Below are 24275 nucleotides of genomic sequence, written 5' to 3' on the forward strand. Positions count from 1 at the left end.
GACCGGCTCGGTCGCCATGTTCCTGGCCTGCTCAGGCCGTTCTACGCCCGCCGCTTGCGGGCGCGCGCCGCGCGGTCTTCGAGGCCGGCTTGCCCGCGTCGGGCACCGGCTCATCAAACGCATCGGCCGCCAGCAGCACGCCCGCTGAGACGATGTACTCCGCCGCGCTTTCGATATCTCCCTGCAGCGCGGCCCGTGCCGCAACGCCATCCCTGCGCTTGAGCGCCGCAACCAGCCGCGCGTGGTGATTCACCGCTACCTGCTCGCCCACGCGGCGGGAACCGGAGCGCAGATCGTGATTCAGGATCGGGCCAATACGCAGCCACAGCGCTTCAATCATCTGCAGCAGGATCGGCATGCCGGCGCCCTTGTAGACGGCGAAATGCAGTTCCTTGTTGACCGCGATCAGCTTTGAGCTGTCCGGCCTGGACCGGGCCATCTCTTCCGCGAAGCGGTCATGGAGGGCCGTGACCTGCGCGATCGCGGCGTCGCTCAGGTGCTCGGCCGCCTGCTCTGTCGCCAGTCCTTCCAGATTGACCCGGATACTTGTGATCTCCCGGAACTGGCTCACGCTCATGATCGGCACGCGCAACGCGCGGTTAGGCGTCAGTTCCAGTGCCTGCTCCGCCACCAGGCGATGCACCGCTTCGCGCACCGGCATCACGCTCACGCCCAGCGCAGCGGCAGTGCTGCGCAGCGAGATTTGTTCTCCGGGCATCATGTGGCCGCTGATCAACAATTCTCGCAATTGCGCGTAGACGTCTCCGCTCAACGTCTGGCGCTTCAAAGGGGTCACAAGTTCGGGTAGGGACATGCGGAAATCATAGCACTTCATCGCACATAGGGTATTCCCGATTTGAGATCTGTGATCACAGATATAACATGGCGGCCATGGAGGTACACCGCCTCTTGCATGGAGCTGACGAATATGTGGAATGACAACTCTCTCGCGGGCAAGCGAGTCCTGGTGACCGCTGGCGCCGACGGCATCGGGCTGGAAATCACGCGAGCCTTTGCGCAGGCGGGTGCCAGCGTGCTCGTTTGCGATGTCCAGGGCGCCAGCCTGGAGCGCCTCGCGGCCGCGCTGCCGACGGTGCATGGATGCCGGGCTGATGTGTCGAGCGAGGTCGACGTGGCCGCCATGTTCGAGACCGTCGATCGCACGCTCGGCGGCCTCGACATCCTCGTGAACAATGCCGGCGTGGCGGGCCCCACCGGTGGCGTCGAGACCCTGACCCTGGCCGATTGGGAGCGCACGCTCGCGGTCAATCTCACCGGGCAGTTCCTGTGCACGCGCCTGGCCGTGCCACGCCTGCGCCGGGGAAAGAGCCCCGCCATCGTCAACCTGTCATCGGCTGCCGGCCACCTCGGCATGCCCGGGCGTTCGGTCTACTCGGCGTCCAAATGGGCGGTCATCGGATTCACCAAATCGCTGGCACTGGAACTCGGTGCCGACGGCATCCGCGTGAATGCCATCCTGCCCGGCGCGGTCGATGGCCCGCGCATCCGCGCGGTCATCGCGGCAAAAGCCGAGGCGCTGGGCAAGCCCCTGGAAGACGTCACGCGTGCCTACACGTCGCAAGCCGCGCTCGGGCGCATGGTGCAAGCGCGCGACATCGCCAACATGGTGCTGTTCGCGTCCAGCGACCTGGCCGCCAACGTCACCGGCCAGGAGCTGGCGGTCGATGGCCTGACGCAAGCGCTGAGCTGACCTTACCTCCCCCAACCGATTTCACACGGAGCCCGCCATGGCAGCCCGATCCAAAGCCATCATCACCTGCGCCCCCACCGGCGCGATCCACACCCCCAGCATGTCGCCGTACCTGCCGGTGACCGCCGACGAGATCGCCACCGCCGCCATCGATGCGGCCAAGGCCGGTGCGGCCATCCTGCACCTGCACGCGCGTGACCCGAAGGACGGCCGGCCGTCGCAGGACCCGGCGTTGTTCCGGCCGTTCCTGTCGAAGATCAAGGCGGCCACGAATGCCGTGATCAACATCACCACCGGCGGCAGTCCCCACATGACCGTGGAGGAGCGCATGCTCCCCGCCACGACGTTCAAGCCGGAACTGGCCTCGCTGAACATGGGCTCGATGAACTTTGGCCTGTTCCCGATGCTGGATCGTTTCAAGGAGTTCGCGCACGAGTGGGAGCGCGAGCATCTGGAGAACAGCCGCAACCTGATCTTCAAGAATACCTTCAGCGATATCGAGAACATCCTGAAGATCGGCAACGCCAATGGCACGCGCTTCGAGTTCGAGTGCTACGACATCAGCCACCTGAACAACCTGAAGCATTTCCTGGACCGCGGCCTGGTCAAGGCGCCGGTGTTCGTGCAGTCGGTCTTCGGCATCCTGGGCGGCATCGGTGGCGATCCGGAGGACCTGATGCATATGCATCGAACCGCGAACCGGCTGTTCGGCGGCCAGTACCGCTGGTCGATCCTCGGCGCCGGCCGCAACCAGATCCCGCTGGCCACCATCGGTGCGGCGATGGGCGCCAACGTGCGCGTCGGCCTGGAGGATTCGCTGTGGATCGGCCCAGGCCGGCTGGCGGCATCGAGCGCCGAGCAAGTGCTGCGTATCCGCAGCGTGCTTGAGGCGTTGAACATCGATGTCGCGACACCCGACGAGGCTCGCGAGATCCTCGGTCTGAAGGGCGCGGCGAACGTGGCCTTTTAAAGCCCGCGCCGCGAGCGCTGGCACGCAAGACAACATGCGGACGCCGGAGGCCTTGATGCCTCCGGAACATAGACAGATACCGCCGACAGGAGATCCGGGCCATGTCCACCACTTATGTGCAAACCGCACGAGAAGCGCCGCTTGCCGATCAGCGCTCCTTGAACGCGCTGTTGTTCAGGAAGCTGATGCCGCTCTTGGTGATGGCCTACGTGATCAGCTTTCTCGATCGCACCAATATCGCGCTGGCAAAGAGCCATATCGCGGTCGACCTGGGCATCTCCGCGGCGGCCTATGGGCTGGGCGCGGGCCTGTTCTTTCTCAGCTACGCGCTGCTCGAGGTCCCCAGCAACCTGATCATGCACAAGGTGGGGGCGCGCTTCTGGATCACGCGCATCATGATCACCTGGGGCTTGTTGTCCGCGGGTATGGCCTTTGTCAGCGGCGAGACCTCGTTCTATGTCATGCGCCTGTTGCTGGGCGCGGCGGAAGCTGGACTGTTCCCCGGTGTGATGCTTTACCTGACCTACTGGTTCGGCCGCAAGGAGCGGGCGCGCGCGACGGGATACTTCCTGCTGGGCGTGTGTATTGCCAACATCCTTAGCGGGCCGCTCGGCGGCGCGCTGCTGCAAATGGACGGCGTGCTGGGATGGCGAGGCTGGCAATGGATGTTCGTGCTGGAGGGCCTGCCGGCGGTGGCGTTTGCCTTCGTCGTGTGGAAGAAGTTGCCGGACGGCCCCGGGAGCGCGGCCTGGCTGTCCCCCGAGGAAGCCCGCGAGGTTGAACGCCGCCTTGCGGCGGAGCAAGCCGAGGAGGCATCCGCCGGGCATGTCGGGCATTCGTTCCGGGGCTGCCTTGCCGATCGCCAGATCTGGCTCGCGATCTTCGTGTACTTCTGTCACCAGATCAGCATCTACACTGTGATTTTCTTCCTGCCGGGCATCATCGGCACCTATGGCAAGCTGTCGCCGCTGCAAATCGGCCTGCTCAACTCCCTGCCATGGATCGCGGCGGCCATCGGCGCCGCGGCGCTCCCGCGCTTCGCCAGCAACCCGCAGCGTTGCCGCCGCATGCTGATTGCGGGGCTTGCCGTGATGTCGGCCGGCCTGCTGCTCGCGGCCTATGCCGGCCCGGTGGTCGCCATGGTGGGCTTCAGCCTGACGGCATCGATGTTCTTCGTGGTCCAGTCGGTCATTTTCCTTTTTCCGTCGTCGCGTCTTGCTGGCGTGGCGCTGGCGGGCGGGCTGGCACTGGTCAACACCTGCGGGCTGGTTGGTGGATTTATCGGCCCGTCGGTCATGGGCGTGATTGAGCAGACCACCGGCAGTACGAAGAATGGCCTGCTGATCATTGCGGGGATGCTGGTCCTGGCCGCGCTTGCAAGTACTCGGCTGCGCCAAGGGCAGGAAGGGAAATCCGCCTGACCGGTGGCAAGCGATGCTGCCACGGGCCATGCCTCGGCGCCGCCCCGCTATAACCTTCCCGCATATCCGCCACCCGATTTTTCATTATTCCGGCATGTCTCGCCTCCCTACACTGGTCTCCAGCAAACACTGACCTGGCACCCCGCCGGCGTCCAGAGATAAAACAGGAGACGGCGCTAGCCGGCAGGTGCATTCGTGCGACGCAATCGTATGGATACGCCGCGCCGGCCCCGCCGCGAGGAGCGCATGCCATGTCCGATACATCCGCGCTGGATGTCGAACGCTATATCGACGAAGCCGGTTTTACCCCGTTCCACTGGTTGCTGCTATTGCTGTGCTTCCTGGTGATTCTTCTCGATGGCTACGACATGGCGGCGATTGCTTATGTGGCGCCGTCTCTGCTCGAAGAATGGGGGCTGCAAAAGGCGCAGCTCGGGCCGGCCATGAGCGCGGCGCTATTCGGGCTGGCTTTCGGCGCGTTGTTGGCGGGACCGCTTGCCGACCGGATCGGGCGCAAGCCGGCGGTGGTGGTGTCGGTGCTGTTTTTCGGCGCGGGCAGCCTGGCGACGGCGTGGGCGTTTTCCATTGGCTCGCTGACGGCGCTGCGATTCGCCACCGGGCTGGGCCTGGGCGCGGCGATGTCGAACGCGATTACCTTGCTCGCGGAATATTGTCCCAGCCACCGCCGCACCATGGCGGTGAGCGCGATGCTGTGCGGCTTTCCGCTCGGCGCCGGGGCGGGCGGGTTTTGCGCGGGCTACCTGATTCCCGAGTTCGGCTGGCGCTCGGTGTTGCTGGCGGGTGGCGTGGCGCCGCTGTTGCTGTGCGTGCTGCTGGCGTGGCTGATGCCGGAATCGGTGCGCTACATGGTGCTCAAGGGGCACGCCAGCGAGCGCGTGCGCGCGGTGCTGGCGCGCATCCGGCGCGAGCCGCTGGCGCACGTGCAGCGTTTTGTGATTGGCGAGCAGGCCGCTGGCGGGCGCTCGGCCGTGATGGCGATTGTCACCCGCCCTTACCGGCTTGGCACGCTGCTGTTGTGGTTCTGCTGCTTCATGAGCATGCTGGTGTTCTACATGATCGTGAACTGGATGCCCTTGCTGCTGAAGGAGGCGGGCTTGCCGGTGCGGCAGTTCGCGCAGATCAGCGCGCTGTTTCCGCTTGGCGGCGGCGTGGGCTCCATCCTGATCGGCTGGCTGATGGACCGGCGCGAACCCAACAAGGTGCTGGCATTGGTCTACCTCGCCGCCGGCCTGTTGGCGTATTGCGTGAGCCATGCGGTGGGCAATGTCGGGCAGACGGTGCTGCTGGGCAGCCTGGTGTTCATGATGGGCTTTATGTCGGGCGGTGGGCAGTCGGCGTTGTCTTCGCTGGCGGCGGGCTTCTATCCCACGCATTGCCGCGCGACCGGCGTTGGCGGCATGCTCGGCATCGGCCGCTTCGGGGCGATTTCCGGCGTGCTGGCGGGAGCGGAGTTGCTGCGCCAGCAGTGGAACGGGGCCAGCATCTTCAGCGTGTTGCTGGTGCCGGCATGGCTGGTGTGCGCGGCCTTGCTGCTCAAGTACTACAGCAGCGTGAAGCGCAGGCCGGATGAGGGCCTGCTGACGGCGCAGGCGCGTTGAGCCCGGTTGCCGGCGTGAAACGATGGGGCGGGAGGTGATGGTGTCGGATTTTGATCTCTGGTTCGATGACTTGCAGACCCGCAACCGTCTCTACAACGCGCGCGCGTCGGTGGCGGATTTCGATGCCTGCATGCGCGAATACGCGGCGCTGTCCGCGCAGGCCAAGGCGCGCTGCCCAGGCGTGCTGGATGTGACGTATGGCGCGGGCGAGGACGACCGGCTGGATATCTTTCCCGCGTCGCGCGCCACGGCGGCGGCTCCTGCGCCGGCGCTGATCTATATTCACGGCGGCTACTGGCGCTCGCAGCGAAAGGAAGATGCGGCATGCATGGCCGCCAGCTTCACGGGTGCCGGCGTGGCGGTAGTGGTGCTGGAGTACACGTTGCTGCCGGCGGTGACGCTGTTCGACGTGGTGCGCCAGGTGCGGGGCGCCGTCGCCTGGCTCCATCGCCATGCGGCCGACTACGGCATCGACGCGCGCCGCCTGCATGTGTGCGGGAGTTCGGCCGGCGCGCACCTGGCCGCGATGCTGCTGGCGGACGGCTGGCAGCAAGCGTTGGCGTTGCCGCGCGACGTCATCAAGGGCATGGTGGGGCTGAGCGGTCTCTACGATATCCGGCCCTTGTGCGCAACGGATGTGAACGACTGGCTGCGGCTGGACGAGAAGCAGGCTGCCGCGCTGAGCCCTGCCTTGCTGCTGCCGCAAACTGGCCCGCAACTGCTACTAGCGGTTGGCGAACTGGAAACACGGGCCTTCGTCCACCAGACGTTGCACTTCCACGCCGCGTGCGCGGCGCGCGGGCTGCCCGTCCGCCTGGTGCCGGCGCCGGGCTTGAACCATTTCAATATCGTCAATGAACTGGGCCGCGCGGACAGCCTGCTCTTTCGGGAGACGCTGGCGCTGATATCTTGAGGGTGGCTGCAGGCGCAGCCACCCAAAAAAGAAGCGGGCGGTCCTGAACATCAGGATCGCCCGCTTGTTGTCATGCCAAAACCTGGCCGATCAGCGGCCCTTGCCCAGCGCCGCATCGATCGCTTCAAGCAGGCGCGGATCGTTCGCGGCGACGTCCGGCGCGAAGCGCGCTACTACCTTGCCTTCCCGGTCGACCAGGAATTTCTCGAAGTTCCACAGCACATCGGTGGTGTTCTCCGGGTTCACGCCGTAGCCCTTCAGGCGTTCACGGAAGGGGCCGTCGCCGATGGCGGCTGGCTGGGCCTGCGTCAATGCCGCGTACAGCGGATGCTGGTCCGGCCCTAGCACCGAGACCTTCGAGAACATCGGGAAGTGCACGTCGTAGGTCAGCTTGCAGAATTCCTGGATCTGCGCCTCGTCGCCCGGCTCCTGGCCTTTGAAGTTGTTGGCCGGGAATCCCAGTACCTCCAGGCCCTCGGCGTGCTTGGCCTGGTATAGCGCTTCGAGCCCTTCGTACTGGGGCGTCAGGCCGCACTTCGATGCCACGTTCACAACCAGCAGCACGCGAGCGCGAAAATCCGCGAGCCGGCTGTCGGTGCCGTCGATGCGTTTCAGGGGAATGTCGTACAAGGTGCTTGCCATCTCTCGTCCTTTCGTGAGCGCTACGGATTCCATGGAGCCGACAGTATGCAGGGCCTGGATGATTCTTGCCCGTGGGCATCCCAATTTCCCGGACATGCTGCATTGCAGCGTGAGAGCACCACGGCCGCACCACCGCGGCACCATCGCGGTGGTACGGCCCTTATCGTCGCCACCGAGCGCAACCGCACACCCATTTCCCCGCGGTATTTCCTAAACTGCAAGACACCCGCAATCACGGCCAGCCGTCCCCGCGCTGGCCCTTCCGCCATGCCGCGCCTTGTCTTTGCCTCCGCGATCCAACGCCATATCCCGAGCCCGGAGCGGGAAGTGCCCGCGGCTACCGTCTGCGCCGCGCTGGAGATTGCGTTTCGGGAGCAGCCGGAGCTGCGCGGTTATATCCTGGATGATCAGGGCCAGTTGCGCCGGCACCTGGCGGTGTTTGTGGATGGCTCGGCCATTCGCGACCGCCGGCGCATGAGCGATCGCGTGGGCGCCAGCAGCCAGATCTATGTAGTGCAGGCGCTGTCAGGCGGTTGACGGCTTGCCGCTGAAGGCTCGGCGCCCAAGCGTGGAGGTCAGCATGAACGATCAACTTCTCATTGGCACGCGCAAAGGCTTGTTGATGTTGCGGCGCGACAGCAGCGCGCTCGCCTGGCTGCAGGAGTCGGTGCATTTCCTGGGTGAGCCCGTGAGCATGGTGCTGGCCGATCCGCGTGACGGTACCTTGTATGCGGCACTTAACCTTGGGCATTTTGGCGTCAAGCTGTGGCGGCGCAGGGCGCGCGGCGCAGAGTGGGAGCCTTGCGCGGTGCCGGTTTATCCGCCCCAGCCAGAGCCGGATCCGCCCGGGGAAGCGGCCGTGCCGGGCGTACCCATCCCTGCGCAAACCGGCGACTCCGCGGTTGCCGCGCCACCGGTGCCGTGGTCCTTGCAGCAGATCTGGTCGATGGAAACCGGTGGGGCCGACGAGCCCGGCGTGCTGTGGGCCGGCACCTTGCCGGGTGGCTTGTTCCGCTCGGGCGACGGCGGCGCAAGCTGGGCGCTGAACCGGCCGCTGTGGGACCGCCCCGAGCGCAGCGAGTGGTTTGGCGGCGGCTACGATGTGCCGGGCATCCACTCCATCTGCGTGGATCCGCACGATAGCCGCCACGTCACCGTGGCCGTGTCGTGCGGCGGTGTGTGGCAGACGCGGGACGGTGGCAGGAACTGGGCCTGCACGGCGAGCGGCATGGTGGCCGACTACATGCCACCGGAGCGGCGCGAGGATGGCAATATCCAGGATCCGCACAGGCTGGCGCAATGTGCCGGCCATCCGCATGCGATGTGGGTGCAGCACCATGGCGGGATCTTTCGCTCCGGCGATGCGGGCATGCACTGGCAACGCTTGCACGCCAAGCCGTCGAGCTTTGGCTTTGCGGTGGCGGCGCACCCGCGCCGGCCCAATACCGCGTGGTTCGTGCCGGCAGTCAAGGATGAATGCCGCGTGCCGGTGGACGGCAAGCTGGTGGTCACCCGCACGCGTGACGGCGGGGTCAGTTTCGAGGCATTCTCCGAGGGGCTGCCCGCGGCGCCGTCGTATGACCTGATCTACCGGCACGGGCTGGCGGTGGACCGTACCGGCGAGCGGCTTGCCATGGGCTCCACCACCGGCAGCCTGTGGATATCGGAGAGCGGCGGGGAGCGCTGGAAGCTGTTCTCGGCACATCTGCCGCCGATTTACTGCGTGCGCTTTGTTTGAGTTGCCCGCGCGCGCTCAGGGCCCATCGATTCACTGGACAGGACGCGAACGCATGGCGCAAGCAAGCACCAAGAGCACAACCAAATCCCACGAAGCGCCCGTCGCCCGCGTCGCCCGCGTCGGCATTGGCGGATGGAACTTCGCCCCCTGGCGCGACAACTTCTATCCCGCCGGGCTGACGCAGAGCCGGGAGCTGGAATACGCCAGCCGCCAGCTCACCGCCATCGAGATCAACAGCACTTACCACGGCACCCAGAAGCGCACCTCGTTTGCCAAATGGCGCGACGAGACGCCGGATGGCTTTCTGTTCTCCGTCAAGGCGTCGCGTTTTGCCACCAACCGCCGCGTGCTGGCGGAATCCGGCGAGTCCATCGCGCGCTTTCTCGACAGCGGCATCGCCGAGCTGGGCGACAAGCTCGGCCCCATCGTCTGGCAGTTCGCGCCCACCAAGCAGTTCGACCCGGAAGATTTCGAGGCCTTCCTGGCGCTGCTGCCGGCATCGGTCGAAGGCCGCAAGCTGCGTCATGTGCTCGACGTCAGGCACGAGAGCTTCATGACGCCGGACTATCTCAAGCTCGCGCGCAAGTACAAGGCAGCCACCGTGTTCACGGACTCGGACAAGTTTCCGTCCTTCGCCGATCTCACCGCGGATTTTGTCTATGCGCGGCTGATGCGCAGCACACCGACGCTGAAGAGTGGCTACGCGCCCAAGGCGTTGGATGCGTGGGGCGAGCGCGTGCAGGCCTGGGCGGCGGGCGGGAGGCCGGAGGATCTGCCGCAAGTGGATGCCAGTGCACCTGCAAAGCGCAAGCGCGAAGTCTTCGTGTTCTTTATCAGCGGCGCCAAGGAGCGCGCGCCGGCGGCGGCGCAGGCGCTGCTGGCGCGGCTGGGATGGCAGGCGCCGCCCTGGGAAGCCGGCGCCAAGGGTAAATAGACGCCGGGAGACGGCAAATTGACGACAGAAGCGCGGCAGCCAGCCCGGTATAATCCGGCATGACCTCAAGCCCTACCCAATCCGCAGCGCCCGCCGCTGCCGGCGCCTCTTTCTCCAAACTGCCCCTTTCGCCCGCCACGCTGGCGACGCTGGAGCAGCTCGGCTACCAGACCATGACCCCGATCCAGGCGGCCAGCCTGCCGATCGCGCTGGCCGGCCAGGACCTGATCGCGCAGGCCAAGACCGGCAGCGGCAAGACCGCCGCCTTCGCGCTGGCGCTGCTGAACCGGCTCGATGCGCGCCGCTTCGACGTGCAGGCGCTGGTGCTGTGCCCCACGCGTGAACTGGCCGACCAGGTCACGCAGGAAATCCGCCGCCTGGCGCGCGCGGAAGAAAACATCAAGATCCTGACGCTGTGCGGCGGCTCGCCGATGCGTCCTCAGGCCGACAGCCTGGCGCATGGCGCACATATCGCCGTGGGCACGCCCGGCCGCATCATGGATCACCTGGAGCGCGGCACGCTGAACCTGGACGCGCTCAACACGCTGGTGCTGGACGAAGCCGACCGCATGCTCGACATGGGCTTCTTCGACGACATCGCCTATGTGGCGAGCCACTGCCCCAAGGAGCGCCAGACGCTGCTGTTCTCGGCCACCTATCCCGAAGGCATCGCCAAGCTCAGCCAGCAGTTCCTGCGCAAGCCGCGCGAGGTCAAGCTGGAAGAGCAGCACGACGACAGCAAGATCCGCCAGCGCTTCTACGAGGTGGCCGACAGCGACCGCCTGAACGCCGTGGGCCTGCTGCTCAACCATTTCCGCCCGGTCAGCACGCTGGCCTTCTGCAACACCAAGGCCCGCTGCCGCGACCTGGTCGACCTGCTGCGCGCGCAAGGCTTCGAAGCCCTGGCGCTGCACGGCGAGCTGGACCAGCGCGAGCGCGACCAGGTGCTGGTGCAGTTCGCCAACCGCAGCTGCTCGGTGCTGGTAGCCACCGACGTGGCCGCGCGCGGGCTGGACATCGCCCAGCTCGAAGCGGTGATCAACGTCGACGTCACGCCCGACCCCGAGGTCTACGTCCACCGCATCGGCCGCACCGGCCGCGCGGACCAGGATGGCTGGGCGCTTAGCCTGGCGAGCATGAACGAGATGGGCCGCGTGGGCAATATCGAGCAGGCCATGGGCGCCGAGATGGAATGGCAGCCCCTGTCCGAGCTGGCTCCCGCCAGCAACGAGCGCTTGCTGCCCCCCATGGTCACGCTGCAGATCCTTGGCGGGCGCAAGGAGAAGATGCGCCCCGGCGACATCCTCGGCGCGCTCACCGGCGACGCCGGCTACACCAAGCACCAGATCGGCAAGATCAACGTGATGGACATGTCCACCTACGTGGCGGTCGAGCGTTCGATCGGGCGCGAGGCGATGCGCAAGCTGAATGACGGCACGGTGAAGGGCAAGCGCGTGAAAGTGCGCATGCTGACGGAATAACGGTGGCCGCGACGCTGCTGTCCCCGCGCATGGCGCGCTCGCCCTGCCCGCTTGGTGCTTCCCGATGAAAACGCCGAAGCGGCTGCAGCCGCTGGTCGAAGACGGCCTGGTCGATGAAGTGTTGCGCCAGCTGATGAGCGGCAAGGAAGCCACCGTCTATGTCGTGCGCAGCGGCGGCGAGATCCGTTGCGCCAAGGTCTACAAGGATGCCGCGCAGCGCAGCTTCCGCCAGGCCTCGACCTACCAGGAAGGGCGCAAGGTCAAGAACAGCCGGCAGGCGCGCGCCATGGAAAAAGGCACGCGCTACGGGCGCAAGGTAGCGGAAGAAGCCTGGCACAACGCGGAGGTGGATGCGCTGTACCGGCTTGCCGCCGCCGGCGTGCGCGTGCCCACGCCCCATCTGTGCTTCGAGGGCGTGCTGCTGATGGAGCTGGTGGTGGATGCCGAGGGCAATGCCGCGCCGCGCCTGAACGACGTGGCGCTGAGCCCGGAACAGGCGGTGGCATTCCACGACGCGCTGATCGAGCAGGTGATCTTGATGCTGTGCGCTGGCGTGGTGCACGGCGACCTCTCCGAGTTCAACATCCTGGTGGACGCCGACGGCCCGGTCATCATCGACCTGCCGCAGGCGGTGGATGCCGCCGGCAACAGCGAAGCCAGCGCCATGCTGGAGCGCGATGTGGATAACCTGGCGTTTTACTTTGGCCAGTTTGCGCCGGCGCTTAACGGCACGCAGTACGGCAAGGAAATCTGGGCGCTCTACCAGGCCGGCCTGCTGCATCCCGGCGTGAAACTGACCGGCCAGGTTGCCGTGGACGACACCCCGGTGGACGTGGAAGCCGTGCTGGCGGAAGTGGAAGACGTGATCCTGGAGGAAGAGGCGCGCCAGCGCTACCTGCAAAGCGCGGAGTAGGGCGGCAGCGCGGCAGCGCGGCCACGCCGCGCTCAGAACTGCGCCGAGTACTGTACGAGCAGGAAGTTGATGCCGGGGTTGGGCCGCTTGAGCCTGCCGTTGGAGTAGTGCTGCAGGCGCAGCGCGATTTCGGAGTGCACGGCATCGTCAAAGTGGTAGCCGATGGCGATGCGGTCGCCGAACTGGAACGCCGTGGAAAACACGGTCGTATCCGAAATGCGGGTGCGCGAGAGCAGGTGGGCGCCGATGGCGAGATCCGCGAAGGCTGACGCGGGGCCCGCACCCTGCAAGCGAAAGACGGGCGTCAGGCCAATGTCGCCCATTGTGCCGCCGCTGCCGCCATGCGGATCCCAGGCACCTGCGGAAATCTCCAGCCCCAGGCGCAGCCTGGCCGATCGCGTGGCGGAGGCCCACAGGTCCTGCCGCAGGTCCCAGCGCAGCTCGAAGCGGCCAAGGTTGGCTTCGGGCGCGATGCCAAGCGAGACGCCGACGCGAACGGGCTCGAACCAGCCTGCGTCGGCGATGGGCGGCGGGTTCGCCTGGGCGTAGGTACAGGCGCCGTGCAGTGCGAGGACAACGGCAAACGAAGAGACGCGCATCGAGGGGTCCTCGCAACGGACTGCAGGGCTCTCGTCCAACGCGTGGCTGCCCGGCTCTTCATTTGATCATACACATTGGCAGCCAGGCTCGCCGGGCTTTCGTCTGCGAGGAATCCGGCGTGGGCACTCGCGTGCAAGCCCGTGCGCGCACTGGCAAGACAGGCGCGCGGCGCTCAACCGAGCCGCACCACGTACCCCGCCTTCGGCTCGCTCCCGCCTGCCACCAGGCTCGCGATTCTCTCCTGCGCGGCACCGAAGCCCTGTGCTTCGATCAGCGTCAGCCAGCCGTTCGCCGGCTCTTTCACGTAATCGATAAACGCGCGCTGCGCTGCGTTAAAGCGCCGGTTCACGCCTTCGGGCCCCCAGTCGGCGTTGCGCTTGCGAATCTGCACCGGCGCGAAATAGAACTCGGGCTTGGGCCCGGGCAGGCCGGTATCGCGCAAAAAGCCCGTGTTCTGCGCCGAGCCGGCAAAGCAGTCGTACACCAGCGCGCCGCCAAAGTGATGGTGCACGCGTGCGCGCAGCGCTTCGTCGCCGGAGAAGTCCACATAGAGCGTGGGCGCGTCGGTGGCGAGTGTTTCCAGCCCGTCGTAGCTGACCACCTCCGCATAGCAGCCAAGGCCTTCGACAAAGGCGCGGTTGCGCTGCGCGGTGATGGCGGCCAGCGAGATGCCGGGGATGTCGCGCAGGCAGAAGGCGGTGCCATAAGCGGTTTTGCTGGAGGCGCTGGACACCACCAGCCGCGTGGCGCCGAAGAAGCGGTTGTCCTCGAGGAAGTCGGCCAGCATGAACGACGTGATGAATAGCGGCCGGTACAGGATCTGGTAGTTTTCCAGCTCGGGCGCATAGGCGGCGTCATGGGTCACACGGGTGTACTGGTTGTACGCGGAGGTCAGGGTCCGGCGGTGCTCGACGGCATCGTAGAAGCCGCGCTCGGTCACGCGTTCAGGCTGCATGCGGATATGGCTGGCGATGGGGAAGTAGCCGTAGAAGCGCTCGCCCGCCGCCACCCCGGGCACCTTGGAGTCCACCACATCGGCAAAGCCCCACACCGGCATATGGCCCCATTCTTGTTGCCCGGTGGGAAAGAACTGCCAGTAATGCATGGCGTCGCCGAAGGCGGCGTAGGTGATGTTGTTGGTGGTGAGCGCGAAGCGGTCGATCTTCAGCAGGACTTCGCCGGGGGCGGCGTCGGCGCGCTCCTGGCGCGCTTCCAGCCGGCTTTCATTTAGGGCATGCTTGCGTGTCAGCAGGCGGGTGACCGTGAGCGATTGTTCGGCGCTGTCGTTGCGGCTGCCGTGGTTGTTGCCGGGGTTGCCGTGCTTCGTCTGATCCATCGTCTGTCCCATCTGCTGTCCCACTCTTACTGTCGAGGTCGATGCCACCAATGTATCGCCGCAAGCCGGCCGCCGGGTTCGGAAACGCGGGTGCCGCGGCCGAGCCGGCGCAAGCGCTGGCCAGGCCGCTGAAACGCCCGTCGCAGCAGCGCGCGCGCTTTACCGTGGACGCCATTTACGAGGCGTTTGTTCGGATATGGCGCTCGCGTGGCTGGGACGGCGTGACCACGCGCGCCGTGGCGCTGGAGGCCGGATGCTCCGTAGGCACGCTGTACGAATACTTCCCCAACAAGGAGGCGCTGCTCTCCGGCTATGTGCGGCACACCATCGAGCTGCTGCTGGCGCGCATCGAGGCCGAAGTGGCGGCCGCACCCGGGCTGGACTGGCGCACGCGCGTCCAGCGCCTGGCACGCCTGACCTGCGGCGCCGACGATGCCTCGCTAGAGGGCTTCGAACACGAGATGCTCATGCTGGAAGCGCGCATCGCCGAGACCAAGCATCACCGCCGTGTGTTCGATGAGTTGTACGCAGCCTGGCAGCGCGCGCTGGCGGCATGCCCGGATTTGCCGGCCGCGCCAGATGCGGCCACGGTGCGAAGCCTGCTGGAGGCGCTCTGGGGCGCGCGCCGCTATCGCCTGCTGCTGCGGGCTGCCGAGTCCTCGCGGGCGGCATGGGTGGCGCAGATGGAGCGGCTTTGCCTGCTGGCGCTGGGGGCCGCGCCGTTGTCGTCGGATCCTACGGATTCTATGGATCCTGCGGATCGCTCCTGAACCCCACCTTCTTGTGCGTGCCGTCGCAGAACGGCTTGTTGCCCGACTGGCCGCAGCGGCAGAACCAGGCCTCGGTCATGCGGGTGATGGTTCTGCCGGTGCCGCTGATCACCTCAAGATTGCCTTTGACGCGCAGCGGTCCGTTGGGGATGGGATGGATATCGAGGGGCCCGTCGCGCTGCGCCAGCGGCTCCGATGCCACGGTGGCGGCCTCGCCGGTGGCGACGAAACCCGTGCTGGCGTGGCTGCCGTCGCACAGGGGCTTGTTGCGCGAAGCGCCGCAGCGGCACAGCGTCAGGCGAAAGCCGGCGGGCTGGCCATCGATGGTGATGGCGGCGCGTAGCGCCAGCGGGCCGTTCTCAAGCACGCGCACCACATTGACCAGGGGCGCCGCCTCGCCGGGGGAGCCGTCTACGTTCTGGTAGCTGATGGCGCCCGACGGGCAGTTGTGCGCAATCTCCGCGATTTCTTCGGCGCTGGCGTTGTCCGGGTGGATCCACTCGCCCTGTATGCCGGGCACGAACACGTCCGGGCGGTCCAGCACGCAGTGGCGCGAATGGATGCAGCGGCTGTCGTCGAAGAGCACGATGACGCGCTTGCCGGCAACGGACTCGGTGGCCATGGCTGGCCCTCCTGCGCATTGCGCGCCAGGTGGCGCGCTCCCTTTCCTTTATAGCGCTTGCCGGCGGGTTTGCGCAGTGCTTTTCAGCGGCTTGGTTTTTTTGCAAAGATTCGTGTGCGTCACCCTGTAAGGCGTGCGCGCGTGGTGCTAATCTGAAGGCGATAGGCAGCGGCACGGTGCGCAGGTGCCCTGCCAGGCGCTCCCGCCTTTGCGCGGGTCGTGTTGCAATCCGTTGGGATCGAACAAGGAGTGGGTGATGAAAACTGCACGACAGGTTCTTGAGTCCAAACCGACTCAGGCTATCTACAGCATTCCCCCTGGCGCCACGGTTTATGCTGCGCTGCAACTGATGGCGGAAAAAGGCATTGGCGCGTTATTGGTGATCGACCGCGGCGATATCGTTGGTATCTTGAGCGAGCGGGATTATGCGCGGAAGGTGATCCTGATGCAGCGCACTTCCCGGGAGACCTTTGTTCGCGACATCATGACGTCGGCGGTGATTTATGTGCGCGGGGATCAGAGTACCGATGAGTGCATGGCGTTGATGACGCAGCATCGGTTGAGGCACTTGCCGGTGATGGACGGCGATGCCTTGGTGGGGATGTTGTCGATCGGGGACCTGGTCAAGGATATTATTTCCGAGCAGAAATTTATCATCGATCAACTGGAGCACTACATCAGCGGGACGCCCCATCCCAAGCTCTGATCTCGTTGCCCGGGGATTCCGCTGGTTAGCTTAAGGTCGATTAAGGTCGCAAGCTTTAAGTCAAAGTCAGTTTCACGACCTCTGCGGGGCGCCGGCCTGCTTTCTTGTCTTGCCAAAAAGGCAGGGCAAGGACGGCGCCCCATACGGCCCTGGCCCCTCTTCACGGCTCGCTTCGCTGCCGTCGTTGCTGGCGGCAAAAAAACCACAAGATTTCCGTATTTTTGCTTCGTGCCGGCTTGCTGGCAGATAGCCGCTCGTACTGAGCAGAAGTACGCACGTTCCGGGAAAAGGCACGTCTGCGCCGCATCGGAAACCAACTTAGTGCCGCACTCCATATTTGGTATCCGCATATAATTATGCATTCACTGAATTAGGCCTTCCCGGGCCGTGCAGGCGGCATCTGCCAGCTCGTGGCAGTTCTCGATTCGCGCAGCGCTGGGTACGCGTCCAATCGGTTGATTTCAATTTTGTGGCCATGTTCCCCGATGTAGGCTGACAAACGAGGTGGTTTGTTGGTGGTTGGGCGCAACGTTGGTTGCTCATGACTACGCGCCCTGCTGCCCCCGATGTCTTCCTCCGCTCCTGCTTCATCTGCTTCGTCCGCTGTTGCTACCCCTGCCCTGAGCCACCAGGCCATCATGCGAGTGATCGGCGGGATCATCCTTTGCATCTTGCTGGCCGCGCTGGACCAGACCGTGGTGATTCCTGCGGTGCCGGCGATTGCCAATGACCTGAACGGGTTTGGCCATTTGTCTTGGATCGTGACGGCCTACCTGATCACTTCCACCGTTTCCACGCCCTTGTACGGCAAGTTGTCGGATACCTATGGCCGGCGCCGGCTGCTGATGCTGGCGATCGCGCTGTTCATCCTGGCCTCGGTGGCGTGCGCGATGGCGGCTACGCTGGAGCAGCTGATCCTGTTCCGGGCGCTGCAAGGCATTGGCGGTGGCGGCTTGATGTCGCTGGCGCAGGCGGCGATTGCGGATGTGGTGGCGCCGCGCCAGCGTGGGCGTTACCAGGGTTACCTGGCGACCGTGTGGGCGGTGGCTTCCATTGCCGGCCCGCTGGTGGGGGGCTGGACTTCAGATCATCTGTCGTGGCGCTGGCTGTTCTGGATCAATGTGCCGCTGGGGCTGCTGGCCATGTTCATGTGCTATCGGGGCTTGAGCCAGTTGCAGGTGCGTGGCGGCTCGGCGCGGGTGGACTGGGGCGGCGCGCTGCTGCTGACGGTGTCCATCGTGGCCTTCCTGCTGGCGATGAGCTGGGGGGGCGATGTCTATGACTGGATCTCGCCGGAAATCGCTGGCCTGGCGCTGCTGACCTTGGTGGCGGTGGCCGCGCTGGTCTGGCAGGAGCGCCGCGCGGGCGACCCGATGCTGCCGCCGAGGCTGTTTTGCAACCGCGCCTATGTGCTGGGCGTGGCGGCATCCGCGATGGCCGCGCTGAATATCTTCTTGTGCATCTTCGCGCTGCCGCTGCATTTCCAGCTGGTGCGCGGCGCCGATGCGTCGGAGTCCGGCTTGCTGGTGGTGCCGTTCCTGCTCTCCACGGTGGCGGGCAATTTCATCGTGGCCGGGCTGGCGCCGCGCCTGGGGCGGATGCGCGGCATCCTGACCGGCGGCTTCATTGCCGCGGCGCTGGGCTTGCTGGCGCTCGTGGTGGTTTCGCCGTCCACGCCGCTGGCGCTGGTGCTGCTGGCCATGATGGTGGCCGGCGTGGGGCTGGGCATGACCATGGTCGGCACCTTGATGACGGTGCAAAACGTGCTGGAGCGCCGCGATACCGGCGCCGGCACCGGCGCGCTGCTGGTGCTGCGCTCGCTTGGCAGCGCCTTTGGCGGTGCGCTGGCCGGCACCTTGCTGACGCTCGAATTCCGCCATGCCCTGCACGCTTCCGGCGTGACGCAGGCGCTGGACCTGGGCGCGCTGCGCCACGGCAGCGAGGCGCTGGCCCATCTCTCTCCCGCGGTGCGGGACGTGCTGACAGGCGGCGTGGAGTCGGGCTTCCGGCTGATTTTTGCCGTGGGCACCGTGGCCGCGCTGCTGGCGCTGGTGATCGTGCGCCGCATGCCGGACGTGGAGTTGCGCAGCAGCGTGACCGAGCACGCGGCCACGCTGGCCATGGAGTAGGCGGGGGAGGCTTGCGCATCCATTTCACGCCCAACGGCGTAAACTACGGACAGACCATCTCCGGAGTTTCCTACATGCGCAGCCTTTCCGAACAGCGCTCACGCGCCCTGCAACGCATCGCCTTGTCCGGCGCGTTGGTCCTGGCCGCTGCCGCCGCTGTTGTCGCCGCGCCGCGTCTTGCGCAAGCCGCCGATACCCCGGCAGCCACCGCCGCCAAGCCGGCCGGCGCCTGCCCGGCCTCGCTCAACTTCAAGTTCCCCCGCCTGCAGGACGAAGCGCCGCAAAACCTCTGCCAGTACGCCGGCAAGGTCGTAGTGGTGGTCAATACCGCCAGCTATTGCGGCTTTACCCCGCAATACGAAGGGCTGGAGGCGCTGTACGCCAAGTACCGCGAACGGGGGCTGGTGGTGCTGGGCTTCCCGTCGAACGACTTTTCGCAAGAGCCGGGGTCTTCCAAGGAGATCGCCGACTTTTGCTACAACACCTATGGCGTGAAATTCCCGATGCTGGGCAAGTCGCACGTGCGCGGCAGCGATGCCAATCCCATGTACGCGCTGCTGGCCAAGCAGTCCGGCACCACGCCCAAGTGGAATTTCTACAAGTACGTGATCGACCGCAACGGCCAGGTGGTGGGCAGCTATAACAGCATGACCAAGCCCGACGACAAGCAGTTCGTGAGCAAGATCGAGCAACTGCTGGACGGCGCGCGCTAAGTCACCAAGCTATTCAGCCGCCATTGGCACAGCACGGCTTCGCAGCATGAAGCCGTGCGCTACCAGGTTGAGCGCGGCAAAGCCGATCCCGGCCAGGCACACCCCCTGCCAGCCGCCAACTGCCCAGGCGGCGCCGCCTGCCAGTGCGCCCGTCGCGCCACCCAGGAAGAAGATCCCCACGAACAAGCCGTTGAGGCGACCGCGCGCGGCCGCGTCCAGCAGGTTGATCTCGCGCCGGCCAAAGGTCTGGTCGGCGGTGACGCCGGCGTCCAGCACCATGGCCGCCATGACCAGCAGGCCAATTGCCAGCGTCCGGTGCGCCTCGGGCGCGAAGCCGAACCAGTCACCGGCGGCGGCGCCCGCCAGCAGCAACGACGCCAGCACGCAGAGCTGCGACACCACGGTGCCGGCCCTGCCATGCCCTAGATCGCCGAGACGCCCGGCCACCGGCGCCGCCACCGCGCCTGCCGCGCCGGCCAGCGCGAACAGCGCCACGCCGTGGCTGCCCAGCGCAAACGGTGGCTGCGCCAGCCGCAAGCCCACCGCGGTCCAGAACGCGCTGAAGGCCGCCATCGACAGCGCCGCGGTCAAGGCGTGCCGGCGCAGCACCGGCTGGCTGCGCAGCAGCTGCCACATCGAGGCGATCAGGCTGGCATAGCGATGGCCGCTGGCCGGCCTGCGGCTTGGCAGCCAGCGCAGCAACACGGCTGCCAGCAAAGCGTCCAGCCCCGCCAGCACGGCGTAGCAGGCGCGCCATCCGCCCGAGCCGGCCAGCAGGCTGGCCAGCGGGCGCGACAGCAAGATGCCCAGCATCAGCCCGCTCATCACATTGCCCACCGCGCGCCCGCGCCGCGCTTGCGGTGCCATCAGCGCGGCCAGCGGCACCAGCATCTGGATGGCGCAGGAGCCCACGCCGGCGGCAAATACCGCCAGGAAGAACACCGCGCCCGACCACGCCATCGCCGCCAGCGCGAGCATGGCCACGCACATCAGCAGCGTGCCGGCCACCAGCCGGCGGTTCTCCAGCAGGTCGGCCAGCGGCACCAGCAACAGCAAGCCCGTGGCATAGCCAAGCTGCGGCAGCATCGCCACCAGCCCGCGCCAGGCGGGCGGCAGGCCAAGCGCGGCGCTGATGGGGCCGGTCAGGGGCTGGGCGGCGAACAGGTTGATCACCATCACGCCGACAGCGGCGGCGAAGAACAGCGTCAGCGTACCGGTCAGCTCGGGCACGCCGGGCGCGAGGCCCGGCGGCGCTGTGTTCAAGGTGGAAGCTGGGCAAGACATGTGGGCTCCTGTGGCGCCGGCCGGCAAGGTTGAGTCGCCAATGCTAGGATCGCGCTGCCTATGCGGCAATTGAAAGATTGGGATAATCTTTATGCGAGTTTGTTTGCATTGCCCACTGCCGCCCGCCCAGCCGGCCTGATAAAGAACCCAAGCACCCAAGCACCCAAGCACCCAAGCACCCAAGCACCCAGCACCAAAGAACCCGCCATGAATACCCGCGACATCGAAGCCTTTATCGCCGTAGTGGAAGCTGGCTCCATGGTGCGCGCCGCCACCCGCCTGCACTTGACCCAGCCCGGCCTGACCCGCCGCGTGCAGAGCCTGGAAGCGCTGATCGGCTTGGCCTTGCTGGATCGCCAGGCCAAGCCGCTGCGGCCAACGGCCGCCGGGCAGGAAGTCTACGCGCTGGGCAAGCGCGTGCTGCACGCCACCGACGACCTGATGTCGCGCGCGGCGCGTGGCGCGCAGGTGGTGGGGGAGTTGCGGCTCGGCGTGCCGCCGTTCCTGTCCGAGATGGCGCTGGACCGTCCTATCGACCGGCTGCGCGAGCAGTTCCCCAAGCTGACTGTGCGCGTGACCGCAGGCTGGTCGCCGGGCCTGCTGGAGCAGGTGGAAAGCGGCAAGGTCGATGTGGCTGCCGTGCTGCTGCCCGATGGCGTGGCGCCGCCGGCCGCCCTTACCGCGCGCGAACTGGGCCGCTACACCACATTGGTGGTGGCCGCGCGCGGGCTGGCGCTCCCGCCCGAGGGCGTGAGCCTGCGGGACCTGGCGGCGCACCCTTGGGTGCTCAACCAGGATGGCTGCGGCATGCGCTCGGCGCTGCGCCACGCGCTGGACGCCGCGCGCCTGCCCTTCAACGTGGCCGTGGAAGCGTTCGGGGCCGAGTTGCAGCTGTCGCTGGTGGCGCGCGGCATCGGCATCGGCGTGGTCACGCCCGAGGTGCTGGCGGGCAGCGCGCACCGTGATGCGGTGCAGGTCGTGCCGGTGCGGGATTTTCGCGCCGGGCTCACCGCGTGGCTGCTGCACGCGCCGCTGCCGCGCAGGCTGGGCGCGCCGCTGGAACTGTTGTTCAACGCGCTGCGCGAAGGCATTGCCGCAAGGGCGGTCGCGTCCGGCGTGGCCGCGCCCATGGCATCGGCGCACGATTCGATCCCTTCTTGACCGGCGTCAAGCCGCCGGGGCGCCGCCATCGCTACTTTCGCCGCTTTGGGGAGAGACAGACGATGGCCATCACGCTATACGATGCCGGCGGGCACACCTGCCTGCTGTTTTCGGACCTGGTCGAGGAGGAGCACGGCGAGGTGGTGCAGACCAACCAGTTCCTGATCGTCGACGCCGGCCACGGCGCGCTGATCGATCCTGGCGGGCACATGACCTACGGCGAGCTGTACCTGGCCATCAGCCGCTACTTTCCGCCCAAGCAGCTCGACTACGTGCTGGCGTCGCACGCTGATCCGGACATCGTGGCCTCGGTCGGGCGCTGGCTGACCGCCTCCGATAGCCGCATCCTGATCTCGCGCGTCTGGGCGCGGTTTTTGCCGCATTTCTGCCAGGCGGGCAAGACGGAAGGGCGCATCGTCACCATCCCCGACGCCGGCATGCCAATCGCGCTGGGCAATTGCACGTTGCTGGCGGTGCCGGCGCATTTCCTGCACTCGGAGGGCAACTTCCAGTTCTACGATCCCATCAGCAAGATCCTGTTCTCCGGCGACCTGGGCGCGGCCATGACCAGCGCGCGGGAAGCCGGCGCGGTGGTGAGCGATTTTGCCGCGCACACCCACGCCATGCTGCCCTTCCACCAGCGCTACATGAGCGGCAACCGCGCCTGCCGGCTGTGGGCCAACATGGCGCGCGGGCTGGATATCGAGTGGATCGTGCCGCAGCACGGCCCGTCGTTTCGCGGCAAGGCCATGGTGGCGCAGTTCATCGACTGGGTCTCCACGCTGGAGTGCGGGCTGGACCTGCTCAGCCAGGACGACTACAGGCTGCCGCCTTTCATCGCGGCGGCTGCCTGAGGCCCGGCACCGGTTGCACGCTCAATCTCCAAGCTCAATCGCGTGCCAGCCCTTCGGCCACCAGCGCCTCGTGCACCTTCGGCCGCGCGGCCACGCGCGACAGGTAAGCCTGCAGCGCGGGGTAAGGGTTGAGCGGCATGCTCAGGAGATTGGCCCAGTTGGCGACGGCGAAGCAGTAGGCGTCGGCCACGCTGAACTGCGTGCCGCACAGGTAGTCGCGCGTGGCCAGGTGCCGGTCCAGCTCGGCGAAGCGCAGGGCCACCTTGGCCATGCAAGCCTCGCGCGTGCTCTGCGCGGTTTCCTTGTGCCACAGCCACGGGCTGAAGACCTTGTGCAGCTCGGTGGAGACCAGCGTCAGCCAGCCCACCGCTTCCAGGCGCGCCTGGGTGCCGGCCGCCGGCAGCAGCGCCTTGCCCGGGGCGAGGTCAGCCACGTATTGCAGCAGCGATGCGGCTTCGGTGTGGCGCGAGCCATCGTCCAGTTGCAGCATCGGCACGTAGCCGCGCGGGCTCACCGCGTAGAAGTCGTCGCTGCCGTTTTCCGGCTCGGTCAGCTTGTGCCTGGCCAGGTCGACCTTGGCGAGCGAAAACGGCAGGCCGGCTTCGCGCAGTGCGATATGCACGGCCAGGGAGCAAGCGCCAGGGGAGTAGTAGAGCTTCATCGGGTGGTCCTCGCTGTTTTGGGTTCGGTTCGGGGTCGGGCTCGGGTTCGAGTTCGGGTTCGAGAACTCGGGGTTTGCCGCCACGCCTTGTGGTGGCAGTGCAGGCAGTCTAGGATTGCGAAAGCGCAATCGCAATGCGCGTCGGCGCAAGTCATGCCTGCAAATCTGCAATGAATATTCCCTACCAACTCTCCTCCCCCGATCTCGACGTGGTGCTGGCATTGGTGCGTGGCGCCACGTTGGCCGAAGCCGGGCGCCGGCTCGGGCTTGATGCCTCCACCGTGTTCCGCGCGCTGCAGCGCATCGAGAAAGGGCTGGGGCGGCGCTTGTTCGAGCGCAGCCGCGCGGGCTACCTGCCAACCGAGCTCGCCCAGCAGTTCGCGCAACATGCCGAACGCATCGAGGCCGAGCTGGAGGCGGCGCGCGCGCATGCCTCGGTGTCGGCGGGCACGGTGTCGGGCCTGGTGCGCATCACCACCACCGATACCGTGCTGCATGGCATGGTGCTGCCGGCGCTGGCGCCGCTCGGGCGCCGGCATCCCGGGCTGAGCTTCGAGCTGATCGCCACCAATGAGCTGGTCAGCCTGACCCGGCGCGACGCAGACATCGCCGTGCGGGCCACGCGCCATCCGCCCGATCACCTGATCGGCAAGTGCCTCGGCCCCTTGCGCGTGGCGGTGTTCGCGGCGCGGGAGCTGCTGGAGACGGCCGGCATCGCCATCTCTGGGCACGGCGGCGCCGTCGACCTTGCCGCGCTGGCCACGCTGCCCTGGATCGCCCCGGACGAGGCCATGCCCGATCACCCATCCGTGCGCTGGCGCCGCAAGCACCTGCCGCGCGTGGTGCCGCAATACCGCGTCAACAGCATCGCGGGCGTGCTGGAGGGCGTCGAGGCCGGGCTTGGCGCCGGCATTGTTTCGCTGATGATCGGGCGGCGCAGCGGCAAGCTGGTGGCGCTCACCGGCACGCTGGACGAGTGCGACACCGACCTGTGGCTGCTGACGCATCCCGAGTCCCGGCATCTGCGGCGCATCGCCACCGTGGTCAGCCACCTGGCGGAGCATGTCAGGCTGGATGCGTAGGGCGGCGAGAACGCG

General features: G+C 66.7%; 24 protein-coding genes. 17 read left to right on the top strand and 7 right to left on the bottom strand.

The window, feature by feature from the left end:
• Positions 1-31: 31 nt before the first annotated feature.
• The gene (locus tag ACX12D_RS00390) at positions 32-814 is read right to left on the bottom strand and encodes a GntR family transcriptional regulator (RefSeq protein WP_459372483.1); all 783 of its coding nucleotides are present in this window, start codon (positions 812-814) and stop codon (positions 32-34) included.
• A gap of 114 nt (positions 815-928) precedes the next feature.
• Between ACX12D_RS00390 and ACX12D_RS00395 the strand changes: the two genes are divergently transcribed.
• The 5 genes from ACX12D_RS00395 (at position 929) to ACX12D_RS00415 (ending at position 6634) form a co-directional block, all read left to right on the top strand.
• On the top strand, positions 929-1711 hold the full coding sequence (locus tag ACX12D_RS00395; RefSeq protein ID WP_459372484.1) for an SDR family oxidoreductase: 783 nt from the start codon (positions 929-931) through the stop codon (positions 1709-1711).
• A 37-nt stretch (positions 1712-1748) separates the two neighbouring features.
• Entirely contained in the window at positions 1749-2681 is a 933-nt protein-coding gene (locus ACX12D_RS00400) for a beta-keto acid cleavage family enzyme (protein WP_459372485.1), read from the top strand.
• Between the two features lie 101 nt (positions 2682-2782).
• Positions 2783-4102: an MFS transporter gene (locus ACX12D_RS00405; RefSeq protein WP_459372486.1), complete on the top strand. Its 1320-nt coding sequence runs from the start codon at positions 2783-2785 to the stop codon at positions 4100-4102.
• A gap of 251 nt (positions 4103-4353) precedes the next feature.
• Positions 4354-5721, top strand: a complete 1368-nt coding sequence (locus tag ACX12D_RS00410; RefSeq protein WP_459372487.1) for an MFS transporter — start codon at positions 4354-4356, stop codon at positions 5719-5721.
• A gap of 37 nt (positions 5722-5758) precedes the next feature.
• Positions 5759-6634 (top strand): alpha/beta hydrolase, encoded by an 876-nt coding sequence (locus tag ACX12D_RS00415; protein WP_459372488.1) that lies wholly within the window; start codon positions 5759-5761, stop codon positions 6632-6634.
• Positions 6635-6724: 90 nt separating this feature from the next.
• On the opposite strand, the gene ACX12D_RS00420 is transcribed toward ACX12D_RS00415, so the two are convergent.
• The gene (locus ACX12D_RS00420) at positions 6725-7276 is read right to left on the bottom strand and encodes a glutathione peroxidase (protein WP_441639162.1); all 552 of its coding nucleotides are present in this window, start codon (positions 7274-7276) and stop codon (positions 6725-6727) included.
• Between the two features lie 267 nt (positions 7277-7543).
• On the opposite strand from ACX12D_RS00420, the gene ACX12D_RS00425 reads away from it, so the two are divergent.
• From ACX12D_RS00425 to ACX12D_RS00445, 5 genes are all read left to right on the top strand, one after another.
• Entirely contained in the window at positions 7544-7813 is a 270-nt protein-coding gene (locus tag ACX12D_RS00425) for a MoaD/ThiS family protein (protein WP_459372489.1), read from the top strand.
• 43 nt (positions 7814-7856) lie between these two features.
• Positions 7857-9014, top strand: a complete 1158-nt coding sequence (locus ACX12D_RS00430; RefSeq protein WP_459372490.1) for a WD40/YVTN/BNR-like repeat-containing protein — start codon at positions 7857-7859, stop codon at positions 9012-9014.
• 52 nt (positions 9015-9066) lie between these two features.
• Positions 9067-9948 (top strand): DUF72 domain-containing protein, encoded by an 882-nt coding sequence (locus ACX12D_RS00435; RefSeq protein WP_459372491.1) that lies wholly within the window; start codon positions 9067-9069, stop codon positions 9946-9948.
• Positions 9949-10007: 59 nt separating this feature from the next.
• Positions 10008-11429: an ATP-dependent RNA helicase DbpA gene (gene dbpA, locus ACX12D_RS00440; protein WP_459372492.1), complete on the top strand. Its 1422-nt coding sequence runs from the start codon at positions 10008-10010 to the stop codon at positions 11427-11429.
• A 64-nt stretch (positions 11430-11493) separates the two neighbouring features.
• Positions 11494-12342, top strand: coding sequence for a PA4780 family RIO1-like protein kinase (locus ACX12D_RS00445; protein ID WP_174425685.1), 849 nt, complete (start codon positions 11494-11496; stop codon positions 12340-12342).
• Between the two features lie 32 nt (positions 12343-12374).
• Here ACX12D_RS00445 and ACX12D_RS00450 read toward each other — a convergent pair whose 3' ends face one another.
• Both ACX12D_RS00450 and ACX12D_RS00455 read right to left on the bottom strand, forming a co-directional pair.
• A complete protein-coding gene (locus tag ACX12D_RS00450; RefSeq protein WP_459372493.1) occupies positions 12375-12941 on the bottom strand; it encodes an acyloxyacyl hydrolase in 567 nt (188 codons plus the stop codon).
• Between the two features lie 173 nt (positions 12942-13114).
• Complete coding sequence (locus ACX12D_RS00455; protein WP_459372494.1) at positions 13115-14278, bottom strand: DUF2855 family protein; 1164 nt, start codon at positions 14276-14278, stop codon at positions 13115-13117.
• A 50-nt stretch (positions 14279-14328) separates the two neighbouring features.
• On the opposite strand from ACX12D_RS00455, the gene ACX12D_RS00460 reads away from it, so the two are divergent.
• Entirely contained in the window at positions 14329-15048 is a 720-nt protein-coding gene (locus ACX12D_RS00460; RefSeq protein ID WP_459372495.1) for a TetR/AcrR family transcriptional regulator, read from the top strand.
• Here ACX12D_RS00460 and ACX12D_RS00465 read toward each other — a convergent pair.
• On the bottom strand, positions 15023-15670 hold the full coding sequence (locus ACX12D_RS00465; protein ID WP_459372496.1) for a CDGSH iron-sulfur domain-containing protein: 648 nt from the start codon (positions 15668-15670) through the stop codon (positions 15023-15025). The genes ACX12D_RS00460 and ACX12D_RS00465 overlap by 26 nt on opposite strands.
• 256 nt (positions 15671-15926) lie before the next feature.
• On the opposite strand from ACX12D_RS00465, the gene ACX12D_RS00470 reads away from it, so the two are divergent.
• From ACX12D_RS00470 to ACX12D_RS00480, 3 genes are all read left to right on the top strand, one after another.
• Positions 15927-16376, top strand: coding sequence for a CBS domain-containing protein (locus ACX12D_RS00470; RefSeq protein WP_459372497.1), 450 nt, complete (start codon positions 15927-15929; stop codon positions 16374-16376).
• A 638-nt stretch (positions 16377-17014) separates the two neighbouring features.
• Complete coding sequence (locus ACX12D_RS00475; RefSeq protein WP_459372498.1) at positions 17015-18505, top strand: MDR family MFS transporter; 1491 nt, start codon at positions 17015-17017, stop codon at positions 18503-18505.
• A 74-nt stretch (positions 18506-18579) separates the two neighbouring features.
• Positions 18580-19218, top strand: coding sequence for a glutathione peroxidase (locus ACX12D_RS00480; protein WP_459372499.1), 639 nt, complete (start codon positions 18580-18582; stop codon positions 19216-19218).
• A gap of 9 nt (positions 19219-19227) precedes the next feature.
• Here ACX12D_RS00480 and ACX12D_RS00485 read toward each other — a convergent pair whose 3' ends face one another.
• Positions 19228-20502, bottom strand: coding sequence for an MFS transporter (locus tag ACX12D_RS00485; protein ID WP_459372500.1), 1275 nt, complete (start codon positions 20500-20502; stop codon positions 19228-19230).
• A 207-nt stretch (positions 20503-20709) separates the two neighbouring features.
• Here ACX12D_RS00485 and ACX12D_RS00490 point away from each other — a divergent pair, with 207 nt between their 5' ends.
• Together ACX12D_RS00490 and ACX12D_RS00495 are read left to right on the top strand one after the other, a co-directional pair.
• Entirely contained in the window at positions 20710-21663 is a 954-nt protein-coding gene (locus ACX12D_RS00490; protein ID WP_459372501.1) for a LysR family transcriptional regulator, read from the top strand.
• A gap of 62 nt (positions 21664-21725) precedes the next feature.
• Complete coding sequence (locus ACX12D_RS00495; protein WP_441639136.1) at positions 21726-22517, top strand: oxygen-binding di-iron domain-containing protein; 792 nt, start codon at positions 21726-21728, stop codon at positions 22515-22517.
• Positions 22518-22551: 34 nt separating this feature from the next.
• Here the strand turns inward: ACX12D_RS00495 and gstA are convergent, their stop codons facing one another.
• Entirely contained in the window at positions 22552-23178 is a 627-nt protein-coding gene (gene gstA / locus ACX12D_RS00500) for a glutathione transferase GstA (protein WP_459372502.1), read from the bottom strand.
• A 170-nt stretch (positions 23179-23348) separates the two neighbouring features.
• Between gstA and ACX12D_RS00505 the strand changes: the two genes are divergently transcribed.
• Positions 23349-24260 carry a LysR family transcriptional regulator gene (locus ACX12D_RS00505; protein WP_459372503.1) on the top strand — a complete coding sequence of 304 codons (912 nt, stop codon included), beginning with the start codon at positions 23349-23351 and terminating at the stop codon, positions 24258-24260.
• Positions 24261-24275: the final 15 nt, after the last annotated feature.

Source organism: Cupriavidus sp. PET2-C1 (assembly GCF_054515855.1).

Excerpts from the sequence above, each read along its gene's own strand:
- ACX12D_RS00390 (WP_459372483.1), bottom strand. The coding sequence starts at position 814 with ATGTCCCTACCCGAACTTGTGACCCCTTTGAAGCGCCAGACGTTGAGC.
- ACX12D_RS00395 (WP_459372484.1), top strand. The coding sequence starts at position 929 with ATGTGGAATGACAACTCTCTCGCGGGCAAGCGAGTCCTGGTGACCGCT.
- ACX12D_RS00400 (WP_459372485.1), top strand. The coding sequence starts at position 1,749 with ATGGCAGCCCGATCCAAAGCCATCATCACCTGCGCCCCCACCGGCGCG.
- ACX12D_RS00405 (WP_459372486.1), top strand. The coding sequence starts at position 2,783 with ATGTCCACCACTTATGTGCAAACCGCACGAGAAGCGCCGCTTGCCGAT.
- ACX12D_RS00410 (WP_459372487.1), top strand. The coding sequence starts at position 4,354 with ATGTCCGATACATCCGCGCTGGATGTCGAACGCTATATCGACGAAGCC.
- ACX12D_RS00415 (WP_459372488.1), top strand. The coding sequence starts at position 5,759 with ATGGTGTCGGATTTTGATCTCTGGTTCGATGACTTGCAGACCCGCAAC.
- ACX12D_RS00420 (WP_441639162.1), bottom strand. The coding sequence starts at position 7,276 with ATGGCAAGCACCTTGTACGACATTCCCCTGAAACGCATCGACGGCACC.
- ACX12D_RS00425 (WP_459372489.1), top strand. The coding sequence starts at position 7,544 with ATGCCGCGCCTTGTCTTTGCCTCCGCGATCCAACGCCATATCCCGAGC.
- ACX12D_RS00430 (WP_459372490.1), top strand. The coding sequence starts at position 7,857 with ATGAACGATCAACTTCTCATTGGCACGCGCAAAGGCTTGTTGATGTTG.
- ACX12D_RS00435 (WP_459372491.1), top strand. The coding sequence starts at position 9,067 with ATGGCGCAAGCAAGCACCAAGAGCACAACCAAATCCCACGAAGCGCCC.
- dbpA (WP_459372492.1), top strand. The coding sequence starts at position 10,008 with ATGACCTCAAGCCCTACCCAATCCGCAGCGCCCGCCGCTGCCGGCGCC.
- ACX12D_RS00445 (WP_174425685.1), top strand. The coding sequence starts at position 11,494 with ATGAAAACGCCGAAGCGGCTGCAGCCGCTGGTCGAAGACGGCCTGGTC.
- ACX12D_RS00450 (WP_459372493.1), bottom strand. The coding sequence starts at position 12,941 with ATGCGCGTCTCTTCGTTTGCCGTTGTCCTCGCACTGCACGGCGCCTGT.
- ACX12D_RS00455 (WP_459372494.1), bottom strand. The coding sequence starts at position 14,278 with ATGGATCAGACGAAGCACGGCAACCCCGGCAACAACCACGGCAGCCGC.
- ACX12D_RS00460 (WP_459372495.1), top strand. The coding sequence starts at position 14,329 with ATGTATCGCCGCAAGCCGGCCGCCGGGTTCGGAAACGCGGGTGCCGCG.
- ACX12D_RS00465 (WP_459372496.1), bottom strand. The coding sequence starts at position 15,670 with ATGGCCACCGAGTCCGTTGCCGGCAAGCGCGTCATCGTGCTCTTCGAC.
- ACX12D_RS00470 (WP_459372497.1), top strand. The coding sequence starts at position 15,927 with ATGAAAACTGCACGACAGGTTCTTGAGTCCAAACCGACTCAGGCTATC.
- ACX12D_RS00475 (WP_459372498.1), top strand. The coding sequence starts at position 17,015 with ATGCGAGTGATCGGCGGGATCATCCTTTGCATCTTGCTGGCCGCGCTG.
- ACX12D_RS00480 (WP_459372499.1), top strand. The coding sequence starts at position 18,580 with ATGCGCAGCCTTTCCGAACAGCGCTCACGCGCCCTGCAACGCATCGCC.
- ACX12D_RS00485 (WP_459372500.1), bottom strand. The coding sequence starts at position 20,502 with ATGTCTTGCCCAGCTTCCACCTTGAACACAGCGCCGCCGGGCCTCGCG.
- ACX12D_RS00490 (WP_459372501.1), top strand. The coding sequence starts at position 20,710 with ATGAATACCCGCGACATCGAAGCCTTTATCGCCGTAGTGGAAGCTGGC.
- ACX12D_RS00495 (WP_441639136.1), top strand. The coding sequence starts at position 21,726 with ATGGCCATCACGCTATACGATGCCGGCGGGCACACCTGCCTGCTGTTT.
- gstA (WP_459372502.1), bottom strand. The coding sequence starts at position 23,178 with ATGAAGCTCTACTACTCCCCTGGCGCTTGCTCCCTGGCCGTGCATATC.
- ACX12D_RS00505 (WP_459372503.1), top strand. The coding sequence starts at position 23,349 with ATGAATATTCCCTACCAACTCTCCTCCCCCGATCTCGACGTGGTGCTG.